Origin of the sequence: Synechococcus sp. CC9311 (assembly GCF_000014585.1) — a bacterium.
GTDB lineage: Bacteria > Cyanobacteriota > Cyanobacteriia > PCC-6307 > Cyanobiaceae > Synechococcus_C.
On the sequence record NC_008319.1, the window covers coordinates 885,169 to 903,656 of the forward strand.

Below are 18,488 nucleotides of genomic sequence, written 5' to 3' on the forward strand. Positions count from 1 at the left end.
TTAGGGCTCCATGTCGCTCAAAACCACCTTGCGTCCGGCTCCCTTGCTGCAGTTGCTGCTGCTGATCCTGCTGGCACTTGCCGTGCTGGTTCCGCTTCTGTGGCTGGTGAGCACATCTTTAAAGGGCCCCGCTGAGGACATCTTCACGAGCCCTCCCTCGCTCCTTCCAACACAGCCCAGCCTCGATGCCTACTGGCGGCTGATTCGGGACAACCCACTTTGGACATACATCGTCAATAGTTCCGTCGTCAGTTTTCTGGCGGTGGTGGCCAATCTTCTGTTCTGCTCCTTGGCGGCTTATCCACTGGCGCGTATGCGCTTTTTTGGTCGGGGTCTTGTTTTGGCGCTTGTCGTTGCCACGATTCTCATCCCTTTCCAGGTTGTGATGATTCCGCTGTATCTACTGATGGTTCAGCTTGGCTTGCGCAACACCTTGATGGCTCTCGTGATTCCTCAGGCGGCAACCGCCTTTGGGCTGTATCTCTTGCGTCAAAGCTTCCTCGGTGTACCTGTTGAGTTGGAAGAAGCCGCACGCATCGATGGTTGCAGCAAGCTCGGTGAATGGTGGAACGTGATGATTCCAGCTGCCAAGGCAGATCTGATCACCTTGGCGATGTTCGTGTTTATCGGCACCTGGAGTGACTTCCTCTGGCCCTTGGTGATCCTTGATGATCCTGGTTTGTTCACTTTGCCGCTTGGACTTCAGCAGTTGGCTAGCAGCTTTTCCCTCGATTGGCGGATTGTTGCTGCCGGTTCCGTGGTGTCGATCCTTCCGGTGTTGGTGATGTTTGTACTGCTACAGCGCTTCATCCTTCCCAATGCCAGTGGAGATGCGGTTAAGGGATAGGAATGAAATCCATCGATGGTGGCGGCATTGGCTCTGAGCGCCGAATCCGTTGCCGTTCTTGGGTGCGCCATCGCTGCTGCGCTTGCCTCATGTCTTCGACTTGTGTTTCAAGGGATTGTTGGCGGCGTTGCAGGAACTCCAGTTGTTGCTCCATCAGGCTGGTGTTGTTGACCTCAGTGCGTTGCTGTTCAAGCTCATGGAGTTGAAGTCGCAGGGCGCGTATGGCTTCGGTGTGATGACGGAATCCCTGCCAGAGTCCCAGGAACAACAGGGTGAGCATTGGTAGGGCCACCGCTTCGATGACACGCCATCGGGAACCCATGGTTAGCGAGAAGGCTTGTATTTGTCTGAGCATGATGCTCACTTCAGGCTGGTAGTGCTTTAAACGGTGTCAGGTTGTTGCGGGCTGAACGTTAAAAGGGTGGGGCGCTGGAGTAGATCAAGTTGAGATGACCCTGGGCCATGTCTCTGCAAGATCTCGATCAATTGCTTGGCTCACGTCATGACGATCCGGATTTGGCAGCGCAACTTGCCCAGCCATTGCCGTTGGAGGAGTTGATCACTCTGGCCCAATCTCGTGGTCTCACGATCACCGAAGACGACGTCTTTCAGGCTCAGCAACGTGAGCAAACCAATGCCAGTGCTGCTGATTTGCAACAGCAAATGGCTCCTGAGTCCCGCCGGCTCAGGCACTTTATTCCAGGGTGATGGGCGCTGTTCAGCGTTTGGGATCTCTGACGATCCAAGACCGCGCACTCAAATCTCACTATCAAGAAACCGATCCCTTATTGAGCCATGGCTTCTTTCACAATCAGCATCGAGGGTGGATCCAGCTTTAGTTGCGCCGATGATCAATACATCCTCGATGCAGCCGAGGAGCAAGGCATCGATCTGGCCTATTCCTGTCGAGCTGGAGCGTGCAGCACATGCGCTGGAAAAATCCTCAAAGGAAGCGTTGATCAGGCTGACCAAAGCTTTTTGGACGACGATCAGATGTCGAAGGGGTTGTCCTTGCTTTGTGTGAGCTATCCGCTGAGCGATTGTTTGATCAAAACCAGCGTGGAGGATGAGCTCTAAGCGAGTTTGACCACGTCAGGGGTCTCCCCATGGGTCTGGCCGATTAACAAGGCGTGGTTCACAGCCCCTTCATGGCTATGAAAGTTCCAGGCCGATTCAACGCTAGAAACCCCTTCAATGGACTGGGTTTGATGATTCAGGCTTAAGTAGCTACCAGTGCAGTTTTGACGAAGCACATAGCGTTCGGCAGCTGGGGCTCTCATTGGGATCTCATCAAGGCTTAATTCCGGGTTAGCGATGGCCCAAGCCCGATCTGTCGGCCTACAGGATTTTCTTGGTTTTCAGCCCTTGACATTGTTACAACGAATCCTGTGCTTGCTCATAGGTATTTGTGGCACTGTTTTCAGGTGTAAAAGCAGTTCGACGCGTCCAGACCAACCCAACTGGGGCCTGCGCTTGCCTCTGATATCCCCCGTTCCTAAACCAGGGCTCGTTGAACGCCTTAAAACAGCTGGGATCGAGTCCCCAGGTGTTTTGGAGGTAATCGGCACATGTCTGTTCTGATGCTGGATCGTTCTGTTGCCAGTGCACTAACGAAAGAAGTTTTGGCCGAATCGTCACGACTGCAATCTTCCCTGTGGGTGCTGTTTCCGGGTCTGGCTCGATCCACTCTTCGACCCGTTCTTGAGCTACAAACAAGCGCAATGCACTGTTGCAATCGCGACCGTCTAGGGGGTATTTGTCGAGATAGAGGCGTCGCGCTCGTTTGAACAGGGCCGAGGGCGCGCGTGCCATCAGTTGCTCAAATGCGACCTGGAGTTTTGGATGGCTCATCGTGAGCTGAACGTGACGTTTCGGCTGTCTTCTAGCTTCTCCTTTGATGCGGTCGCACAGAAGTGGAAGACTGGTGACAGATGCGTGATTGGAACATTGCCAAAACTTGTTCGTTCTTTATACCGATTGATTGCTTTGGACGGCAGTCCTCATCCTGTGCTGGACGCTCCCTATGAATCGATGGATGCCGCTGAAGCGGCGGCCCAGAGTTGGTGTTCTGGTCAGGGGCGTGATCTCTCCATTCAGCAGCGCGGGATCGGTTTAGAGGTGCAAACAAGTTGTGGTGCTTGGAGAACGATTCGCTATCCCCAGGCTTGTCTTCGTGATGGAGGAGAGAACTCCTCTGTCCATTGAGCTCTAATGCCATGAATGTGAGCGTGGATCTCTGTGTTGTGCCTGTGGGCCTTGAAGGTTCGTTGGCGCCTTGGGTGGCGATCTGTCATGAACTGATCAAAGACTCGGGACTTGATTACGAGCTTGGGCCCAATGGAACAGCGATTGAGGGGGACTGGGATGCTGTGTTTGCTTGTGTGAAGCGCTGCCATCAGCGCCTGCATGGGGAGGGGGTGCCGAGAGTTCATGCCACCCTTCGCGTCAATACGCGTGTGGATCGGGAGCAGTCGTTTCGCGACAAAGTTCCCAGCGTTGAGCGTTTGATCCAGCGTTGAGCGTTGTCGAGAGTTGAGAACTTGCGGGGCTTTGGGTCTGGCGCAAATCTGTAGATCCAAAATCGCGCATTCTCATTTGTCTCTCCCGTGTCTTGAATGAGATCAAGCGTCGGCTAGGCCGTTGATGTGGCAATCCGTTCTTCGTTCCTCGTGGCTGGTTCTCGTTGTGATGGGGGCCCCTTTGCTGGGGGCAAGCTCGATTGGAGCTCCAGTGCAAGCCCAGTCATGGGCTGATATTGGCAACTATTCCTCTCTTCTGCGACGGGCAGGCACCCAAACCTTGGTGGCAAAAGACTGCCCCTCTGGACTCTTTGGTGCCTTTCATACCGGACGGAATGTCTTGCTCTTGTGCTCTAACAACCTTCAGGATGACCCTGCTCAAGTTTGGACTGTGCTGGCCCATGAATCAGCGCACGTGATGCAGCATTGTCAACAGGGGCCTCTCTTGCCAGATCATCTGATTGGCAGCGCCCTTGCCCAGATCGAGAAGCAATCGTTGAGTTCGTTTCAGGAATTGCGGTTGTATCACCAGTCCCAGCGCCGCGATGAAATTGAGGCAAGGCTGGTGCAGGGATTACCGATGGCTGAAGTGAAGGCGTTGTTTCGAGGCTTTTGTGGCGATCGCCTGAGGCGACTAGCTCCCAAGAACTCTGCTGTTGAGGGGTTAGGCGATGGATGAGGACGCACCGATCACGCCTATTACTGGTCCCAATATCGATGCAGAGGGCCGTCTGACCTACATGGGGGAAGACGGACGTCGTTATGTGGTGATGGATGGCGATGAACGGGATGAAACCTCTTCAGCAGCTGTCATGGAGGCACTTCGTAGTGCTGGACCCTTGTTTGAGGAAATTGAAACTCTCTGCCAGGGCTGGGTGGACGAGGTTAGTGACGCCGCCTTAACCAGGGCAGAAGCGGTTGCGTTACTGCTCGCCACCCTTGAGACCTTGCTGGATGACGAGAACTGACACTCCGGTGTTTACGGTGGCAATTCCTGGTTTGATCTTCGATGGGTCCCAAGTTGCCCGGCTATTGGTTGATGACCTGGCTTGGACTAATCGGGAATTTACTGGCTTTGCCGGTGATTGGTCTTGTTGCTTTCCAAGCCCCCAGCCTTCAGGCCGCCACCATCAGCGTGGCGTTCGCACTTGCCTGGCCCGCGGCAATCGTGGGGATCGTGGCCTCTGCTGGTTTGCTCGGTGAGCGGCACTGGGGCGTGATTTTGGCCATTGTCTCGTTGTCGATGGCCTTGGCTGGATCTTTGCCCTACGGCATCGTGCGCCTCTCCTTGCTTGCATTTGGGGGAGGGGACAAAGCGATTGTGTTGGGGGTGGCCTCGATTGTGTTGGGCGTTCTCAATGTTCTCGCCCTTCTTTATTGGTGCCGTCCGGGCCATCGCCGTGGTGGTCGCCTCTAAGCGATGTCCGAGGCGTCGCAATCGATTGAAGGATCTTCACTCGTAGGGCTTCAGGTTCATTTGTGGCATCAACGTTTTTTGGTTGTGGAGAAGCCTTCCGGGTTGCTGAGTCAGCCCGGTCTTGGCGACTCCCAGAGCGATTCCTTGATCACCCGTCTACAAGCTGTTCGGCCAGAGCTTCGGCTCGTGCATCGTCTTGATCGCGATACCTCCGGTTTGCTGCTGTTGGCCAGGGATCCAGAAAGCTTGAAAGTGCTTGGAGGGTTGTTTGCCGAACGGAAGGTGCACAAGTTCTATGCAGCCGACGTGCATGGTCATCCCAAATCACGTTCAGGGGCGGTGCGCTTGCCCTTGGCGCGTTTGTCTGCCCACCCACCCCGTTATGGGCCTCGCAGGGATGGACGCTCCTGCTTGACCTTGTGGCGCTGCGCCCAGATGGGATCCGACCGCTCACGCCTATGGCTCGCTCCTCGAACAGGTCGTTCCCATCAATTGCGGGCGCATTTGGCAGCGATTGGTTTACCCATCATCGGCGATCCGATCTATGCATCATCTGGGCTGGGTTCCCCCGGGGAACGTCTTCACCTGCATGCGCTCGGCTTGAGTTTTTCTGATCCATTCAGCGGTCAGCGCATTCGGGTGCGCTCTTCTCTGCCTTGGTCCTAGAGATTGCTTATGCGCTGAAGCTGCGTTTTGCCGGGATGGGATAGGGAATGCGTCGGTGGCGCATGCGCCTCCAGACGCGTACAAAAGCATGCATCACCAGGTCAACTTCGGCGCGACTAAGACTGCTCTGACTCAGTTGTCCGTCGGCTAGGCGCGCTTCCACGATGCGCTTCACCGTGGTTTGTGCTTCGCTGTCGCTGGTGTCGGGGGGGAGTGATCGCAACGCGGCCTCGCAGCCATCAGCCAGCATCAAGATTCCAGTTTCTTTCGAGCGAGGTGTGGGGCCTCGATACCGGAATAAGTGTTCTGAAACCGTTGGATCCCTTTGCTTGGCTTGATGCAGGAAAAAACCCATCCGTAAGGTGCCTTGATGCTCCGGAATGAAATCCGCGATTGGCCTCGGCAAGCGGTAGCGCCGGGCCAGTTTTAGGCCTTCGTCTACATGGGCCTGGAGAACTCCGGCACTCGCGACCGGGTCGTTCAATTTGGTGTGTGGATTCTCTTCGCCAGTGGTTTGATTTTCAATGAACCAGTTCGGGGCATGGAGTTTGCCCACATCGTGATAGAGGGATCCTGTTTTGATCAGATCCACATCGGCTCCAATGGCACGAGCTCCCTCTTCTGCCAAACCACAGATCATCAGCGTGTGCTCAAACGTTCCAGGTGCTTCCGACGACAATCGGCGCAGCAGCGGACGTTCTTGATCGGCTAGTTCCATCAACCGGGCTCGCGTGAGCAGGCCGAATGAGCTTTCCAGCAGAGGAATCAGCAGGATCGTGAGCATCATTAACAGACCCATCAGCAGGGCCTCGGACGCGAGTTCTCCTGTATCGGGTGTGAGCCGTGTCCAGGACAGGTTCACGGCTTCAAATGGTTGACGAAGCACCACCATTTCCGCGACTAACGCACCCAGTGGCAGCAACACCGCCAGTTGCAATAACTGTGCTCGGCTGCGCAAGCGTCCGGCCTGAATTGCGGCGATCGCCGCAACGGCAGCTGTGATCAGCAGCCGGCCTTCGCCCAATCCACTCACTGGAGTTGGCCAAAGCAAACAGCTCATGGCCATCCAGGCCAGGCCACTGGTGGTTCCGAGGCCTTGGGCTAGAAGCAAAGTGGGTGGCACGATCACAGCGAGTGGGCTAACGGCTGCACCGAACCAAATCTTGCCGAATTGGCTGATGAACAGTAAGCCGATCGCTAGAAACCCGTGGGATGCCTCAAGACAGGGCCTTTCCCTTTTCATCACGAGCAGCATCACGCCGCAACTCGCTAGTGCTTCGGTGAACCGCAACAACCAGATTCCTACTTTCGGGCTGCGATTAATCAGTCCGAAGAAATCGAGCACGTCGTAGGCCTGCGAGCTGATTGGTTCGCCTTTGCGGGTAATCAGATCGCCTGCTTTCACTTCGATGGTTGGAATCCCTTGCTGAGTGATGAGTTCTTCAATCAGTCGTTGACTGCGCAGGGGGTCGGTCTGAAGGTTGCTGGCTCCTTGCAGTGTTGTTGTTGCGATCTTGCTGCCGATGGTTCTGGCTGGAGCGTCCTCAGGTCCCAGTGCTTCGAGTTGCAGTGATGAAGCCTTCCTGAGTTGTTCGATCGCCAGTGTGTTTACAAGCCCTTGGCTGAGCATGCGATCAACAGCCCTGCGGATCGTCATGTCCCAGTTTTTACGATCCGTTTGTGACCGTTTTTCCAGCCATAGTTGTTCGTCTGTAGTCAGATTGACGGGGCCAATCCGGTCAATGTTCTGGCTTCTGGCTACGCGTTCTAATTCGGCGAGATGACGTTCGAGCCTCAGTCTGAGGAGGCTCGATTGCTGCGCATCCACCACTTGAACAAAGGTGTTGGGCATCAAGCTGGAACGCCTTTGCTCAAGCGCTTCGCTGTCCACCACTCGCGCTGCCTTCGGAGCTATTGAATTAAATGGTGCTGGGATTCCTGGGCGTAAGTCGGGTTCCACCAGCCAGGGCCAGCTGGAGACCAGGGCTACGGCAATGCAGACCAGCAGCAATCCTGCCTTCTGAAGGCGATTCCAACGCAGCACAGGGCGTCGCGGTGACTCTCTCCGCAACCAGCTTCTCCAGAGCCGGGCCAGAAGATGAGATCGGAACACAGCTGTTGATCACTGATATAGACGCTAGCCCCACTGAGGAAGCATGCTGTGGTGAGTGTCAACAGACCTCGATGGCTCTCAGGCTGGATGGCAAGCAGCTCGCCGCGCAGCTTGAAGTGCGGTTGCAGCAGCAGATTCAAAAGGGAATTGCGGCAGCAGGGCGATCACCAGGCCTGGCCGTGCTGCGAATTGGCGACGATCCGGCCAGTGCGGTCTACGTGCGTAACAAAGAGAAGGCCTGTGCACGCATCGGTGTGGAGAGCTTTGGCTCCCATCTACCCGCTGATGCTTCACAGCAAGAGGTGTTAACAGCAATTCGCGAACTGAATGCTGATGATCGGGTGGATGGAATCCTGCTCCAGCTGCCGCTGCCGGAGGGATTGGATGAGACCCCGCTGCTGGCTGAAATCGATCCAAATAAAGATGCTGATGGACTGCACACCTTGAATCTCGGGCGCCTGTTGAAGGGTGAACAGGGTCCACGAAGCTGCACGCCGGCAGGCGTGATGGTGATGCTCCGTGATCAGGGGATTGATCCCGCCGGCAAGCGTGCCGTCGTGGTGGGCCGCAGCATCTTGGTGGGTCAGCCGATGGCCCTCATGCTTCAGGCGGCGAACGCCACCGTCACGGTGGCTCACTCGCGTACGCAACATCTGGAATCGATCACTCGTCAGGCCGAGATTCTTGTGGTGGCTGCTGGTCGCCCCGAAATGATCGGTGCAGATCACATCACACCGGGTTGTGTGGTGGTGGATGTCGGCATTCATCGCCGCCCTGAAGGTGGACTTTGCGGTGATGTGTGTGCTGAGGAATTAGAGCCCGTTGCCGCTGCGCTCTCTCCAGTCCCTGGAGGGGTTGGCCCCATGACAGTGACGATGTTGCTGGTCAACACTGTGCTGGCCTGGTGTCGACGCCATCAGGTGGCATTGGAATTGTCTGATTTGGTGGTTTGAACCCCTCGGCCTGAGAGAATTCCATCAGCACTGCGTTCACCATGTCCGCTGCGGCCACTAGCCCCGAAAGCGTGCCGTCCTCCGGTGAGCTCCTCTCCACGTTTGACTTTGCGAATTACCTAAAGCTCTCCCGCGATCGTGTGGAGATAGCTCTGGATGCCTCGATGGGACCTGAGCGTCCTGAATCTTTGCGTGATGCGATGCGCTACTCCCTTCTGGCAGGGGGAAAGCGGTTGCGCCCGATTTTGTGCCTAGCGGCTTGTGAATTAGTCGGGGGATCGTCCGAGTTAGCCATGCCAACGGCGGTGGCGCTGGAAATGATCCACACCATGTCGTTGATTCACGACGACTTGCCGGCCATGGACAACGATGACCTGCGCAGGGGGCGTCCCACCAACCACAAGGTGTATGGAGATGCCATGGCCATCCTTGCCGGTGATGCCATGCTCAGCCGCGCTTTTGAAATGGTGGCTGTCCGCAGTGCAAACGTTCCCGCGGATCGCTTGTTGCGGGTTGTTGGTGAATTGGCTCTTGTATCGGGAGCGCCTGGCTTGGTCGGAGGTCAGGTTGTTGATCTTGAGTCCGAGGGGCAAGCCGTTGATCTCGAGACCCTTGAGTACATCCATCTTCACAAGACCGCAGCCTTGCTGCGTGCCTGTGTTGTGACAGGAGCTCTGATCGGAGGAGCGAATGACGACCAATTGCAGGCGATGCGCACCTATGCCAATGGCATTGGTTTGGCCTTCCAGATCATTGACGACATCCTCGATGTAACCGCCAGCAGTGAAGTGCTCGGTAAAACTGCCGGCAAGGATCTGCTTGCCGATAAAACGACCTATCCCAAGCTTTTGGGACTTGATGCTTCGCGGGAGAAAGCGTTGCAGTTGGTGCGGGAGTCCAAGGCCGCGCTTGAACCTTGGCGTGACAAAGCGGCGCCCTTGTTGGCTCTCGCCGACTATGTAGCGAGTCGGGATTGTTGAGCATGGCGATTTCAACGATGTCGATGCTGTCGATGCCCGCTCAAATTTTGGATAATGCCGTGCTCGCCTGGGGATTAGCGGCCTGCGGTTTGGCGCAGTTCTCCAAGCTGTTCCTGGAATTGGTGTTGAATCAGCGCTGGAGGCCGGCGGTGCTGTTTGAGACCGGAGGGATGCCATCCAGTCACTCGGCATTGGTGACGGGTACTGCCGCTGGAGTGGGCTGGCAGATGGGGTTCGATCAGCCTGCATTTGCGTTGGCTGCCACTGTGGCTTTCGTTGTGATGTACGACGCCAGCGGGGTGCGCCGGGCGGCAGGATTTACGGCCGCTCGCCTTAACGAACTTCCTGATTCGCTCTGGCCTACTCCACCGGAAAAGCCACTGAAAGAACGGCTTGGTCACACGCGTACGGAGGTTTTGGTGGGCAGTCTGTTGGGACCTTTGATCGCACTCCCAGGACTCTTTTTTGTGGGCTCGCCTCTGCATTTGGCCCAAACGTTTGGTTTGTTCAGCGGGTGAGCAGGCTCAAGCCCTCTGAGGCCATCCTCACCGACGATCAGCAGACGGCAGCTGCCTTGTTCGAGACGTGGCTTTCAAATGAAGAACCAGGCATTCCGTTTGTGTTGAGCGGTTATGCCGGTAGTGGCAAAACCTTCCTCTCAATGCGTTTGTTGCGTCAAGTGGAAGCTACAGGGCTGTGTTGGACCGTTGTCGCTCCCACCCATAAAGCCGTTGGTGTGTTGCGCCACGCCCTTGACTTAGAAGGTCTTCACCCCACTTGGTACCCCTCCACCATCCATCGACTGTTGCGACTCAAGTTGCGTCGCCAAGGGGATCGGGAGGTATGCGAATCCACCGAACAAACGGCGGCCTCGTTGGAACATCTCGGCCTGGTCCTGGTCGATGAATCCTCCATGGTTGATAGCTCGCTGTTGTCGGTCGCGCTGCAGTGCGCTCACCCTTTCAAAACTCGGCTTGTGTTCGTTGGCGATCCTGCCCAGCTTCCGCCCGTGGGAGAAGCGGATAGCCCTGTGTTCTCCATGGACCGCGCGATCACAGCGTCGCTCAAGCAAGTGGTTCGTCATCAAGGTCCTGTGCTGCAACTGGCGAGCTGCTTGCGCGATGGACGCTTGCCCTGTGAGCTGCCGCCATTAATGCCTCCACTGCGCAGCGAATTGGGTCAGGTGGGTGTGCTCAATCGCTCGGCTTGGCTCATTCAGGCTCAAGATGGCCTGCGTCGTGCTGCGGCTTGTGACAACCCTGATGCAGCACGCATTCTTTGCTACACCAATCGCACCCTTGATGCACTTGTGCCACATGCACGACGAGCCATTCATGGTGAGATGGCGGATCAGATGGACGTTCTTCCAGGCGAAGTCCTAATCAGCCGGACGGCGGTGATGGCTCCTGCCTCACGAGATGGGGCAGAAACAGGGGAAGAACCTGATCTGGTGCTGGGCTCGAATCGGGAAGTGGTGGTGGAGGACGTCACCCCTGAACGTTGTGACCTCGCTGAATTTGGGTTTGCGGGGGAGACGCAGATGGCACTCGCTGGATTCGAGGCCCCTGTCATCGACACCGTGACGGCGAAGGTCCGTAGTGGAGAGCTGGAACTAAGTTTGCGCTTGCAGCCGCCTTCCGGAAGTGGTGCACGGCAGCTCCTTGATGGGGTCCTTCAGGGCCTGCGCACCCAGGCCAGGGATGCGGGAAAGAGAGGAGGGAGGCCGCTTTGGCGTCGGTATTTTTTGATCCGTGATGCTTTTGCTTCGTTGGGTCCAGCAGCCGTGCTCACTGTTCATCGCAGTCAAGGCAGCAGTTTTGGAGAGGTGTTTGTCGCCGATGACGTGTTCTGGCCGCAGGACCTTGTCCTGCGACGGCAGTTGGCTTATGTCGCTGTCAGTCGGGCGCAAGAGGCGGTCTGGATGACGGGAAGGTCATCATCAGCCAAAGCGGTGGAACGCTGGACGCGGGCGCTGAAGAATGAAGAACAACAATGAAATGCTGGTTCTAATCTGCCGAATGACAAAAGTAAGGAAGCGCAAAGAGAATCAGTGCCAATTGACCATTGGTTTGAACTAGATTCTGGCTTTTTTTATGACCTGGTGTTGCAGGCTAATTGAGGATTGTAAATCAAAAGATAGTTTTCATGCCAATGGAAGCATTTAACTGGTTATGTGCTTCCTAATCGACTTCAAAGGTTCTTCGAGAAGTCTTGACGGTATTACCTGGCCATCTCTTCTAGTCATCCGTATTCGTTTCTTGTTCAAGATGCTTGGTAATGCACATGGTGACGCAAACACCATCCTTGAGTCCGCAACTTGTGACACATTCCAGATAAGCATCAACGGCATCCCAGCGCTCTGTAATTGAGGTGTAGGTGTGTTCAGCTCTGATTGTTTTCATCTTGTTCTCCCAAGTGAGAATTAATTACGATGATTTTTATTGATTGGCAAGTAAATGATTGCGATATGCATAGTTCCTAGGTTTATTTGCTCAGTTGAGATACACAAAAGGGCAAGAATGCCCGCCTCAATAGCTTTATATTCCCTTAATGTTTGAAAGAAAATGTCTGTTTGGTCAATAAAAAGCGCCTGCGCTTAGGAGCGCAGGCGGCATTGTCGTTAGAGCGGTTTCATTCCTGTGGCAATTACTGCACAAGATGTGAAAAACAGAGGTGAAATAATGTGTATGTGGCGATACCAATCGAGATGGCTGGAACTGTAAAGCTCATTCCTACTCCTGTTGATGTCAATAATTTAATAACGGGGATTTGCAGGCTCTGCATCAGTAACTACATAATTCTTCTAAGGAGTAATAATGCCTAGTCGGTTTTGTAGGAATTGATATTGTTTGAGAATGTGGGGCAAACAAGTGTGATTATTTCTCTTGATTGCCTTCTGCCCTAAGTTTAGTAGATGACGTAGGCATCTTTGAACACTACTTTAGTTGTCAAATCTGTCCTCGATGGTTTGGAGTAGTTAGTGTTTAGTTCTTGTCATGCTCCAGGTCTGGCTAGCCTCGTTTAGGTGATGCGAATAAGTCTTTGAATCAAAAATAATGTACGTTTATGGCTAAGTCCCTGGTCCAGTAGTTTATTCGTGACCTTATTGTCTTGTGCTCATGCCTTAATGCGAAACTAAAACTCGCAGTGCTTTGATCTATAGGGCACATACTGGAGGTGGCGCAATGTCTTTAGATTCGGATGATAAGAGTCTGTTTTGGATGTCATTCTGGCGTAATTCAATGGCTTGATTCATTACCTCTATGGCCAAATGCATTAGTTGTCCATTGGGGATTGCTTCATTTGTTGAGGTGTGCGAAGTCGTCATGAGTTTCTGCAACTGAGCGATACTGCGACCTTATGGTTTCCCTTTGACACTGTTTGTATCCATCAACACTCTCTTTAGTAGTGAGCCGTTCCAAAAGCATCCTTGGGAGATCAAGTCAGTCTGATTTTGAAGGTTGGTAGGTTCTGAACTTTTTTCAAGTGGCTGAAGTCACCTATCAATGCCTCCCGCAGTGTTTGTTTTCATTGCTGGCTACTGGCAGGGGGTGGACCTTCACCTTCGAGTCATCAGAGTTCTGCAGTAATACAGGTCCCTTGATAATCGGAATGCAACGTTTTCCTGAGTTCAAAACTAGGTTGCGGTCCTTGCCTGTTCTGTCGGCATGTCTTCCTTTGAACCTCTGAGTCTTCTCTCGAATGAGCATCTTTTGTAGATGTTCAAGCTGTGGCAGACGACTGTTTAGTTCTTGGTTGGTGTATGTGAATTCGAATGATTGAGCAGCTCGCCAGCCAAGAGGTCTTTGACCAGCATCGATAGCCCAACACCCATCAGAGCGAGAGCAATGCCTTGATCGGTGTCTGCACTTTTAGACACTTTTCTGGAAAGTTCTTGGTGTTGTTTCCAGGTGAAGTGCATGGATGCCAGAGGTGACAATGCTTTTTAGGCTAATAAGTGGTTGCAATCAAAGGTATAAGAGCGGTTCGGAAATGATCTGTAATAAGAGAAATGTAGTGACTTGAGCATGCAATCGCCAAATCGGTTGCAATAACTACCTGATTGATTTGCGTTGCCCTGTCTTACGGGTTACCTTCAGCTCGCCAAGCAAAAAGACCCATGGATCCAATTGCTTTGACCATCGGACAAATGTTCGAAGTCGAGAAGTTTTCTAGAGAGATTGATAGTTCCAAGGATGTAGAAGAGCTGCAATCGATCGCTAAACAGCTTCTTGTGGCTTGGAAGCAGCAGCAAGCGGCGTCAGCTTGGGTTATCCGTCAGCAGCAAGGTCTTTGACGACTTTCTTGGTCCGGATCGTTTCAATGTCTTGAGGCAATAATTTTTAAAGCACCCATTGCTTTGTGTTGATCAAACTGAAGGTCTTGATGCCTTCTAAATTTGGTGTATAGAAATACAATGCCTGGCTTTTGCTATTCAAATTATTGAGCTTGTGCTGGCTCATATTCTCTGTTTCTTCTTTCGCTCTTAAGTCAGTGTTAGACCGCTGATTCCTTGCCAGCCGAGGTAACTTCCTATTCCAATACTCACGGCGGCAACAACGAGTTCGCCTCGTGCAAACAGAATCTTTTTTCCGCGCTCCAGTAAAGGTACGACTTTGTCGCGACCAACCGCAACAGCAATTAGTGGGGTCAGCAGCAACAGGCTTGCCCCAAGTGTGAAGGCCAAAAGTCCAATCAGCTCTTGCCATGTGGGCAGTTGAGCCGCCAAGACAACGCCGGCTGATTTTGCAAACAGCACGAGATCATCAGGACTGGCAACTTCCGCGACCGCACCCAAAAACAACAACAGTGGGAGGGGCATGTTCACAAAGCGATCCACGCTTGCGGTCCATGCCGGCGGTGTGTCTCCATCGGTCAACGAGCGCATTAATTCCCTGCCGCCAACTGCAATTAAGGCACCACCAGCGAGGAGATCTAAGCCGGTGCGGTGATGGGAGCCTTGCGTCATGTCCAGCACCAGCGAATGACCCACCGTCACGAGTAAGGCTGATGTCGCCATCGTGGTTAGCACCCATCCCGCCACGAACCATCCGCCGCGCTTTAAGGGCTGCGGTCCTAAGAGCAACAGCAATAAAACGGCGATATGGATCGGGGATAGGCCGATGCCAGTGCCAAAGGCGAGCAGCTCAGCCCAGAGCGTGGTGTCGCTCATCGTTTAGTGGATACACAACATTCCAGAGCGATCGTATTAGGGCTTGCGCTTAAGCAACGGCTAAAACAAGCCGTTGGTGGGGGCATTCCAGCGGTCGATCGCTCGCTGCCCTCGCTCGAAGCCAAGGATGCAGATCGTTCCTGTTCCGAGCTGGAACAAACGTCCACCTGCGGCACCCAGCCCTAACCATGTGCCTGTTAAGGCGCGCAGCACATGCCCATGGGCAAACAGTGCAATATCCCCTTCGCCCGGTTCCGCTAAGGCCATGGCAATGCTTTGTTCGCAGCGTTGTTGCACTGCCTCTACATTTTCGCCATTGGGGCAGCCATGGCTCCAAACGGTCCAGTTGGGTATCCCCTTGCGGATCTCTGGGGTTGTAATCCCCTCGTAATCGCCGTAATCCCACTCGCGCAACGTTTCCATGATGCGTCGTTGTTGGCCAAGGCCGCCTAGCTCGCACGTGCGTTTTGCCCGTTGAAGGGGTGAACTAAACACGGCTGCAAACGGCCTAGATGTGAGTACAGGCGCAAGTTGCCGTGCCTCTTCTTCTCCTTCAGGCAGCAAAGGAATATCGGTGCTGCCTGTGTGCCGTCCGTTTTTGGCCCATTCAGTGGCTCCGTGGCGAAGCAACCAGAGCCGACGTTCGTTGCCCATGGTGTGGATCAGTGCGCTTTTAATTGGTTTGGCTGTTGATTTAGCTATCTGTTGATCTAGTGGACTGTTGTTTGCGTTAGCTATTGATTGGCTCAGCTGCAGATTGTCGCTGTCTTCTTCCTCTTATGTCCGAACGTCAAACCAGTCATTGCCAGTCACGGGGATTTTGGACAGCAGGACTCGTTTAACGGTTGCAGCGCTTGGTCCTCGCTCACACCACAGACGAAGCTCGTTCAAGGCCAACTCGTCTCCTTCCGCCTGAATTTCTACTACACCGTCCTTGAGGTTTCGAACCCAACCACAAAGGCCTAGGTCGAGAGCTCGTCGCCGGCAACTGTTTCTGAATCCCACTCCTTGCACGCTGCCTTCGATCAGGAAGCGCCAGCGCTCCTTCAAGGGCTGCTGTCGCTGACGCGTGGTTTTTATGAATTCGTCTCGATCTGTGTCGCCACGGTTTCGAGAGCGGCGCGCCATCGGCATGAGATCGTCGAAGAGCTGGCCCAGTGAAGATGCACCCAGCTTGCGTGAACTGTCGGAAGTGCCCATCCTTCTTCTCTGCGATCAACATGCCAGCCATCAACCTGCCACAGCGTTTGCCATTTGCCCACAGGTTCCTCGCTGAGCTCCCAGCGGTGAAATTCATGGCCCATCCACTGATCACCCGCCTTCAGCAGCAAGCTGTCGCGGGTTGCCGTTAGGCGGCGATACCCCACTTGTAATCTTCCGCGTTGGGCGTGAAACGGTAAGACTCCAGCCATTGCATGCGTTTGTCCCTCCCCATCCATCAAGCTGGTCCCCAGCATCAACATGCCGCCGCATTCGGCGTAAAGCGGTTTGTGTTGCAGCCAGTCGCGGAGGCCTGAAAGGCTTTGTTTGCAATGGCTGAGTTGTTCCGCATGCAGTTCTGGGAAGCCTCCAGGAATGACGAGTCCATAGGCCGCTTGCGGCAATGGCTCATCCTCTAAGGGGTGCCAAGGGATCATCGGCATCCCTAATGCCTCGAGACAATCCTGCATTTCGGGGTAACGGAAATGAAAGGCCTTGTCTTGAGCGACGGCCACTGGCATTGGTTTTCTCTGGGTGTCCTGTTCCAGTGCAGTCCCCAGCACGGTTTGGATTGGCTCTGGCCCTTTTGTTGGCGCTGCCATCAACTGCTTAAAGACCCCCATCTCGAGATGTTGATCAGCGATCGCTGCCCATTTCCCCAGGAGAACGTTCATTTGATCAAGTTCATGCGCTGGAGCTAAACCCAAATGCCGACTCGGCAATTCAAGGCTTGAATCCCGTGGAAGACAGCCCAGGCAGGGCACATCAATGGCTGATAAGACATCCTCGAGAAGTAATCGATGGCGCTCAGTGCTCACCCGATTGAGCACCACACCAGCCAACTGCAAGTCGGGGTCAAGATCACGAAATCCGCTCACAAGGGCGGCGAGCGACCGCGCCTGGCCGCCGGCATCCACCACCAACACCACTGGTAATTGGAGATGTTTGGCCACGGCTGCGCTGCTTCCTTCTCCTGTTGAGCCGATCCCATCGAACAGGCCCATGACTCCTTCCACGAGGGCTAAGTCGCAGCGCCCCCCATACCCATGGAAACTGGTCTTGACCCAGTCAGGTCCGCACAAGGGCAGATCGAGATTGCGACAAGGGCGCCCTGCACTGGCCCCAAGCACTTGGGGGTCGAGGTAATCAGGCCCCACCTTGAAGGGTTGAATGCTCAATCCCTTCTGTTTCGCCCAGGCGATCAGGTTGAGGCTGAGCAGGGTTTTGCCGCTACTGCTGGATGGAGCAGCGATCACACAGGCCATGCTGCTCAGCTGGGAATCAACTCAGAAGCTTGGCAGCCAGAGGGGCCGCTGCAGCCAAGAGCGGGTTGGAGGAATCGTGCCCACCCTCCAGAAGACGGGCCATGTCGGCTTCCACGTGCGTATGGAGCAATGGCACCACTTCTTCCACAAGTTCCATGCTGGCCATGCCACCGGCTTCAAGGCGCATGCAACCTCCGGATTCCGCGCAGAGAATCACACACATTGCCCCACCATGCTCGGGTTTGGAAATCATCCGTAGCCCCACGATTTGTCCAGGATGAATACTTGGCTGTCCCATGGGCACCGGAGACACGCGCAGCGGCACCTCGGTGCCGTCAGGGCGTTGGAACACCGCGCTGATGCTGGAATCGCCGGTTTTGGCATCATGCCGATGGGAGTCCTTGAGGGTCCAACCCAGTCGATCGGCAATCCAAGCGGCCAATAGGAGACCTTGGACTGGGTGATCTCCCTCGACATCGATGTCGAGTTGCACGACGTGGCTTAGGGCATCGCGACGATGCGGTGGATCAAACACCATCGCCAGCGTTTGATGCCAGCTGCCGAGCCTTAGCCAGTTGAGATCATTCACGGCCTGGCCGCCTGCGAGCTTGTTGGCGAGAAGACTCAGGCTGTAAACGGGATCACCAAGAGCGGAATCCAGAATGAGCCTGCGAGGAGCGATAGAGAGCTGCTCCAATAACTCAGGCGACTCATCGAGGGGCCCGTTCCACCACACCCAAGAGGGCAGGTCGTCGGGGAGTAAGGGCTGCAACGTGTTGAGTCCTTCCTGCAAGGCCTCTGTTCCGCCGCGGAGTACCACTACATCTCCACAAGCAACGGTGCCTCCCCCCTCTTCCGGTAAGGGGCAGTAGGCGGCCACCAAGGTTTCCAACGGGCGAGTGGAATCCAGGCTGGGTGCGAAGGTGATCAAACGCCGTGGCCTCAGTGCGCTTAAGGCCCCATCCACATGTTGACCACGAAGGTCATCACTGGTTTGGTTGCCATCAACTTTGGCCAGACAGTTTGATACCGAGCTACCAAGTGGTGGGGTGCTGAGAGGGAGATCAAGCTCGAGAACTGCTTTTCGCCCAGCCTCTTCCACCTCGTCGCGTTGGATGCCCATGATGGGACCCTCGATCCTTCCAGTGCGGACAAGTTGTTGTTCCACCCAGGCTGGCTGCCAGATCAACAGACAAAAGGTGTGGGCCCCAATGTTGCTTGATTGATCGCGGGACCACAGCTGATCGAGGTAGTGAGGAACTTCCGATGGAGGTAGCTCGAGCGGAGTTTGAAGAGTTAGCTGAGGAGACATGCTGCGAGCTGAGGAGGGGCGGTATCGAGGTGAGCTTGGAATT

The 18,488-nt window shown here is 54.7% G+C and carries 25 protein-coding genes; 14 read left to right on the forward strand and 11 right to left on the reverse strand.

Translation table 11 applies throughout. The features are described from left to right. Positions 1-10: 10 nt before the first annotated feature. Positions 11-847, forward strand: a complete 837-nt coding sequence (locus tag SYNC_RS04575) for a carbohydrate ABC transporter permease (protein WP_011618912.1) — start codon at positions 11-13, stop codon at positions 845-847. Here the strand turns inward: SYNC_RS04575 and SYNC_RS04580 are convergent. Continuing rightward, entirely contained in the window at positions 837-1,169 is a 333-nt protein-coding gene (locus SYNC_RS04580; RefSeq protein ID WP_041426433.1) for a hypothetical protein, read from the reverse strand. The two genes, SYNC_RS04575 and SYNC_RS04580, sit on opposite strands and share 11 nt — an antisense overlap. Positions 1,170-1,309: 140 nt before the next feature. Between SYNC_RS04580 and SYNC_RS04585 the strand changes: the two genes are divergently transcribed. After that, the gene (locus SYNC_RS04585; RefSeq protein ID WP_011618914.1) at positions 1,310-1,555 is read left to right on the forward strand and encodes a Nif11-like leader peptide family natural product precursor; all 246 of its coding nucleotides are present in this window, start codon (positions 1,310-1,312) and stop codon (positions 1,553-1,555) included. An 87-nt stretch (positions 1,556-1,642) separates the two neighbouring features. After that, positions 1,643-1,924, forward strand: coding sequence for a 2Fe-2S iron-sulfur cluster-binding protein (locus SYNC_RS04590; RefSeq protein ID WP_011618915.1), 282 nt, complete (start codon positions 1,643-1,645; stop codon positions 1,922-1,924). Here SYNC_RS04590 and SYNC_RS04595 read toward each other — a convergent pair. Together SYNC_RS04595 and SYNC_RS04600 are read right to left on the reverse strand one after the other, a co-directional pair. Further along, positions 1,921-2,127, reverse strand: coding sequence for a hypothetical protein (locus tag SYNC_RS04595; protein ID WP_011618916.1), 207 nt, complete (start codon positions 2,125-2,127; stop codon positions 1,921-1,923). The two genes, SYNC_RS04590 and SYNC_RS04595, sit on opposite strands and share 4 nt — an antisense overlap. 94 nt (positions 2,128-2,221) lie before the next feature. Beyond that, complete coding sequence (locus SYNC_RS04600; RefSeq protein WP_237699279.1) at positions 2,222-2,659, reverse strand: hypothetical protein; 438 nt, start codon at positions 2,657-2,659, stop codon at positions 2,222-2,224. 51 nt (positions 2,660-2,710) lie between these two features. Here SYNC_RS04600 and SYNC_RS04605 point away from each other — a divergent pair, with 51 nt between their 5' ends. The 6 genes from SYNC_RS04605 (at position 2,711) to SYNC_RS04630 (ending at position 5,449) form a co-directional block, all read left to right on the forward strand. After that, positions 2,711-3,052: a hypothetical protein gene (locus tag SYNC_RS04605; RefSeq protein ID WP_011618918.1), complete on the forward strand. Its 342-nt coding sequence runs from the start codon at positions 2,711-2,713 to the stop codon at positions 3,050-3,052. Positions 3,053-3,063: 11 nt separating this feature from the next. Continuing rightward, positions 3,064-3,366, forward strand: coding sequence for an MTH1187 family thiamine-binding protein (locus SYNC_RS04610; RefSeq protein ID WP_011618919.1), 303 nt, complete (start codon positions 3,064-3,066; stop codon positions 3,364-3,366). A 124-nt stretch (positions 3,367-3,490) separates the two neighbouring features. Further along, positions 3,491-4,045, forward strand: coding sequence for a hypothetical protein (locus SYNC_RS04615; protein WP_011618920.1), 555 nt, complete (start codon positions 3,491-3,493; stop codon positions 4,043-4,045). Continuing rightward, positions 4,038-4,334 carry a hypothetical protein gene (locus tag SYNC_RS04620; protein WP_011618921.1) on the forward strand — a complete coding sequence of 99 codons (297 nt, stop codon included), beginning with the start codon at positions 4,038-4,040 and terminating at the stop codon, positions 4,332-4,334. The genes SYNC_RS04615 and SYNC_RS04620 overlap by 8 nt, the downstream gene beginning before the upstream one ends. A gap of 41 nt (positions 4,335-4,375) precedes the next feature. After that, positions 4,376-4,783, forward strand: coding sequence for a hypothetical protein (locus SYNC_RS04625; RefSeq protein ID WP_011618922.1), 408 nt, complete (start codon positions 4,376-4,378; stop codon positions 4,781-4,783). Positions 4,784-4,786: 3 nt separating this feature from the next. Continuing rightward, positions 4,787-5,449 carry an RluA family pseudouridine synthase gene (locus SYNC_RS04630; protein ID WP_011618923.1) on the forward strand — a complete coding sequence of 221 codons (663 nt, stop codon included), beginning with the start codon at positions 4,787-4,789 and terminating at the stop codon, positions 5,447-5,449. A 7-nt stretch (positions 5,450-5,456) separates the two neighbouring features. Here the strand turns inward: SYNC_RS04630 and SYNC_RS04635 are convergent, their stop codons facing one another. Beyond that, on the reverse strand, positions 5,457-7,562 hold the full coding sequence (locus SYNC_RS04635; protein ID WP_011618924.1) for an HDIG domain-containing metalloprotein: 2,106 nt from the start codon (positions 7,560-7,562) through the stop codon (positions 5,457-5,459). A gap of 71 nt (positions 7,563-7,633) precedes the next feature. Here SYNC_RS04635 and folD point away from each other — a divergent pair, with 71 nt between their 5' ends. The 4 genes from folD to SYNC_RS04655 are packed head-to-tail and all read left to right on the forward strand — an operon-like array spanning position 7,634 to position 11,491. Continuing rightward, positions 7,634-8,515: a bifunctional methylenetetrahydrofolate dehydrogenase/methenyltetrahydrofolate cyclohydrolase FolD gene (gene folD / locus SYNC_RS04640; protein WP_011618925.1), complete on the forward strand. Its 882-nt coding sequence runs from the start codon at positions 7,634-7,636 to the stop codon at positions 8,513-8,515. 41 nt (positions 8,516-8,556) lie between these two features. Next, positions 8,557-9,495, forward strand: a complete 939-nt coding sequence (gene crtE / locus SYNC_RS04645) for a geranylgeranyl diphosphate synthase CrtE (RefSeq protein WP_011618926.1) — start codon at positions 8,557-8,559, stop codon at positions 9,493-9,495. Positions 9,496-9,497: 2 nt separating this feature from the next. Further along, positions 9,498-10,013 carry a divergent PAP2 family protein gene (locus tag SYNC_RS04650; RefSeq protein WP_041426435.1) on the forward strand — a complete coding sequence of 172 codons (516 nt, stop codon included), beginning with the start codon at positions 9,498-9,500 and terminating at the stop codon, positions 10,011-10,013. Then, entirely contained in the window at positions 10,010-11,491 is a 1,482-nt protein-coding gene (locus SYNC_RS04655) for an AAA family ATPase (protein WP_011618928.1), read from the forward strand. The genes SYNC_RS04650 and SYNC_RS04655 overlap by 4 nt, the downstream gene beginning before the upstream one ends. A 241-nt stretch (positions 11,492-11,732) precedes the next feature. Here the strand turns inward: SYNC_RS04655 and SYNC_RS14605 are convergent, their stop codons facing one another. Together SYNC_RS14605 and SYNC_RS14610 are read right to left on the reverse strand one after the other, a co-directional pair. Then, the gene (locus SYNC_RS14605; RefSeq protein WP_011618929.1) at positions 11,733-11,897 is read right to left on the reverse strand and encodes a hypothetical protein; all 165 of its coding nucleotides are present in this window, start codon (positions 11,895-11,897) and stop codon (positions 11,733-11,735) included. Positions 11,898-13,240: 1,343 nt separating this feature from the next. Further along, complete coding sequence (locus SYNC_RS14610; RefSeq protein WP_167897170.1) at positions 13,241-13,417, reverse strand: hypothetical protein; 177 nt, start codon at positions 13,415-13,417, stop codon at positions 13,241-13,243. Between the two features lie 198 nt (positions 13,418-13,615). Here SYNC_RS14610 and SYNC_RS14615 point away from each other — a divergent pair, with 198 nt between their 5' ends. Beyond that, a complete protein-coding gene (locus SYNC_RS14615) occupies positions 13,616-13,792 on the forward strand; it encodes a hypothetical protein (protein ID WP_167897173.1) in 177 nt (58 codons plus the stop codon). 189 nt (positions 13,793-13,981) lie between these two features. Here SYNC_RS14615 and SYNC_RS04665 read toward each other — a convergent pair whose 3' ends face one another. From SYNC_RS04665 to SYNC_RS04685, 5 genes are all read right to left on the reverse strand, one after another. Further along, positions 13,982-14,668 carry a GAP family protein gene (locus SYNC_RS04665; RefSeq protein WP_011618932.1) on the reverse strand — a complete coding sequence of 229 codons (687 nt, stop codon included), beginning with the start codon at positions 14,666-14,668 and terminating at the stop codon, positions 13,982-13,984. Between the two features lie 60 nt (positions 14,669-14,728). Beyond that, the gene (locus SYNC_RS04670; protein WP_011618933.1) at positions 14,729-15,322 is read right to left on the reverse strand and encodes a histidine phosphatase family protein; all 594 of its coding nucleotides are present in this window, start codon (positions 15,320-15,322) and stop codon (positions 14,729-14,731) included. 123 nt (positions 15,323-15,445) lie between these two features. Then, positions 15,446-15,796 carry an acylphosphatase gene (locus tag SYNC_RS04675; RefSeq protein WP_041426436.1) on the reverse strand — a complete coding sequence of 117 codons (351 nt, stop codon included), beginning with the start codon at positions 15,794-15,796 and terminating at the stop codon, positions 15,446-15,448. After that, positions 15,745-17,133 (reverse strand): cobyrinate a,c-diamide synthase, encoded by a 1,389-nt coding sequence (locus SYNC_RS04680; protein ID WP_011618935.1) that lies wholly within the window; start codon positions 17,131-17,133, stop codon positions 15,745-15,747. The genes SYNC_RS04675 and SYNC_RS04680 overlap by 52 nt, the downstream gene beginning before the upstream one ends. Before the next feature lie 16 nt (positions 17,134-17,149). After that, positions 17,150-18,445, reverse strand: a complete 1,296-nt coding sequence (locus tag SYNC_RS04685) for a glucose-6-phosphate dehydrogenase assembly protein OpcA (RefSeq protein WP_041426437.1) — start codon at positions 18,443-18,445, stop codon at positions 17,150-17,152. Positions 18,446-18,488: the final 43 nt, after the last annotated feature.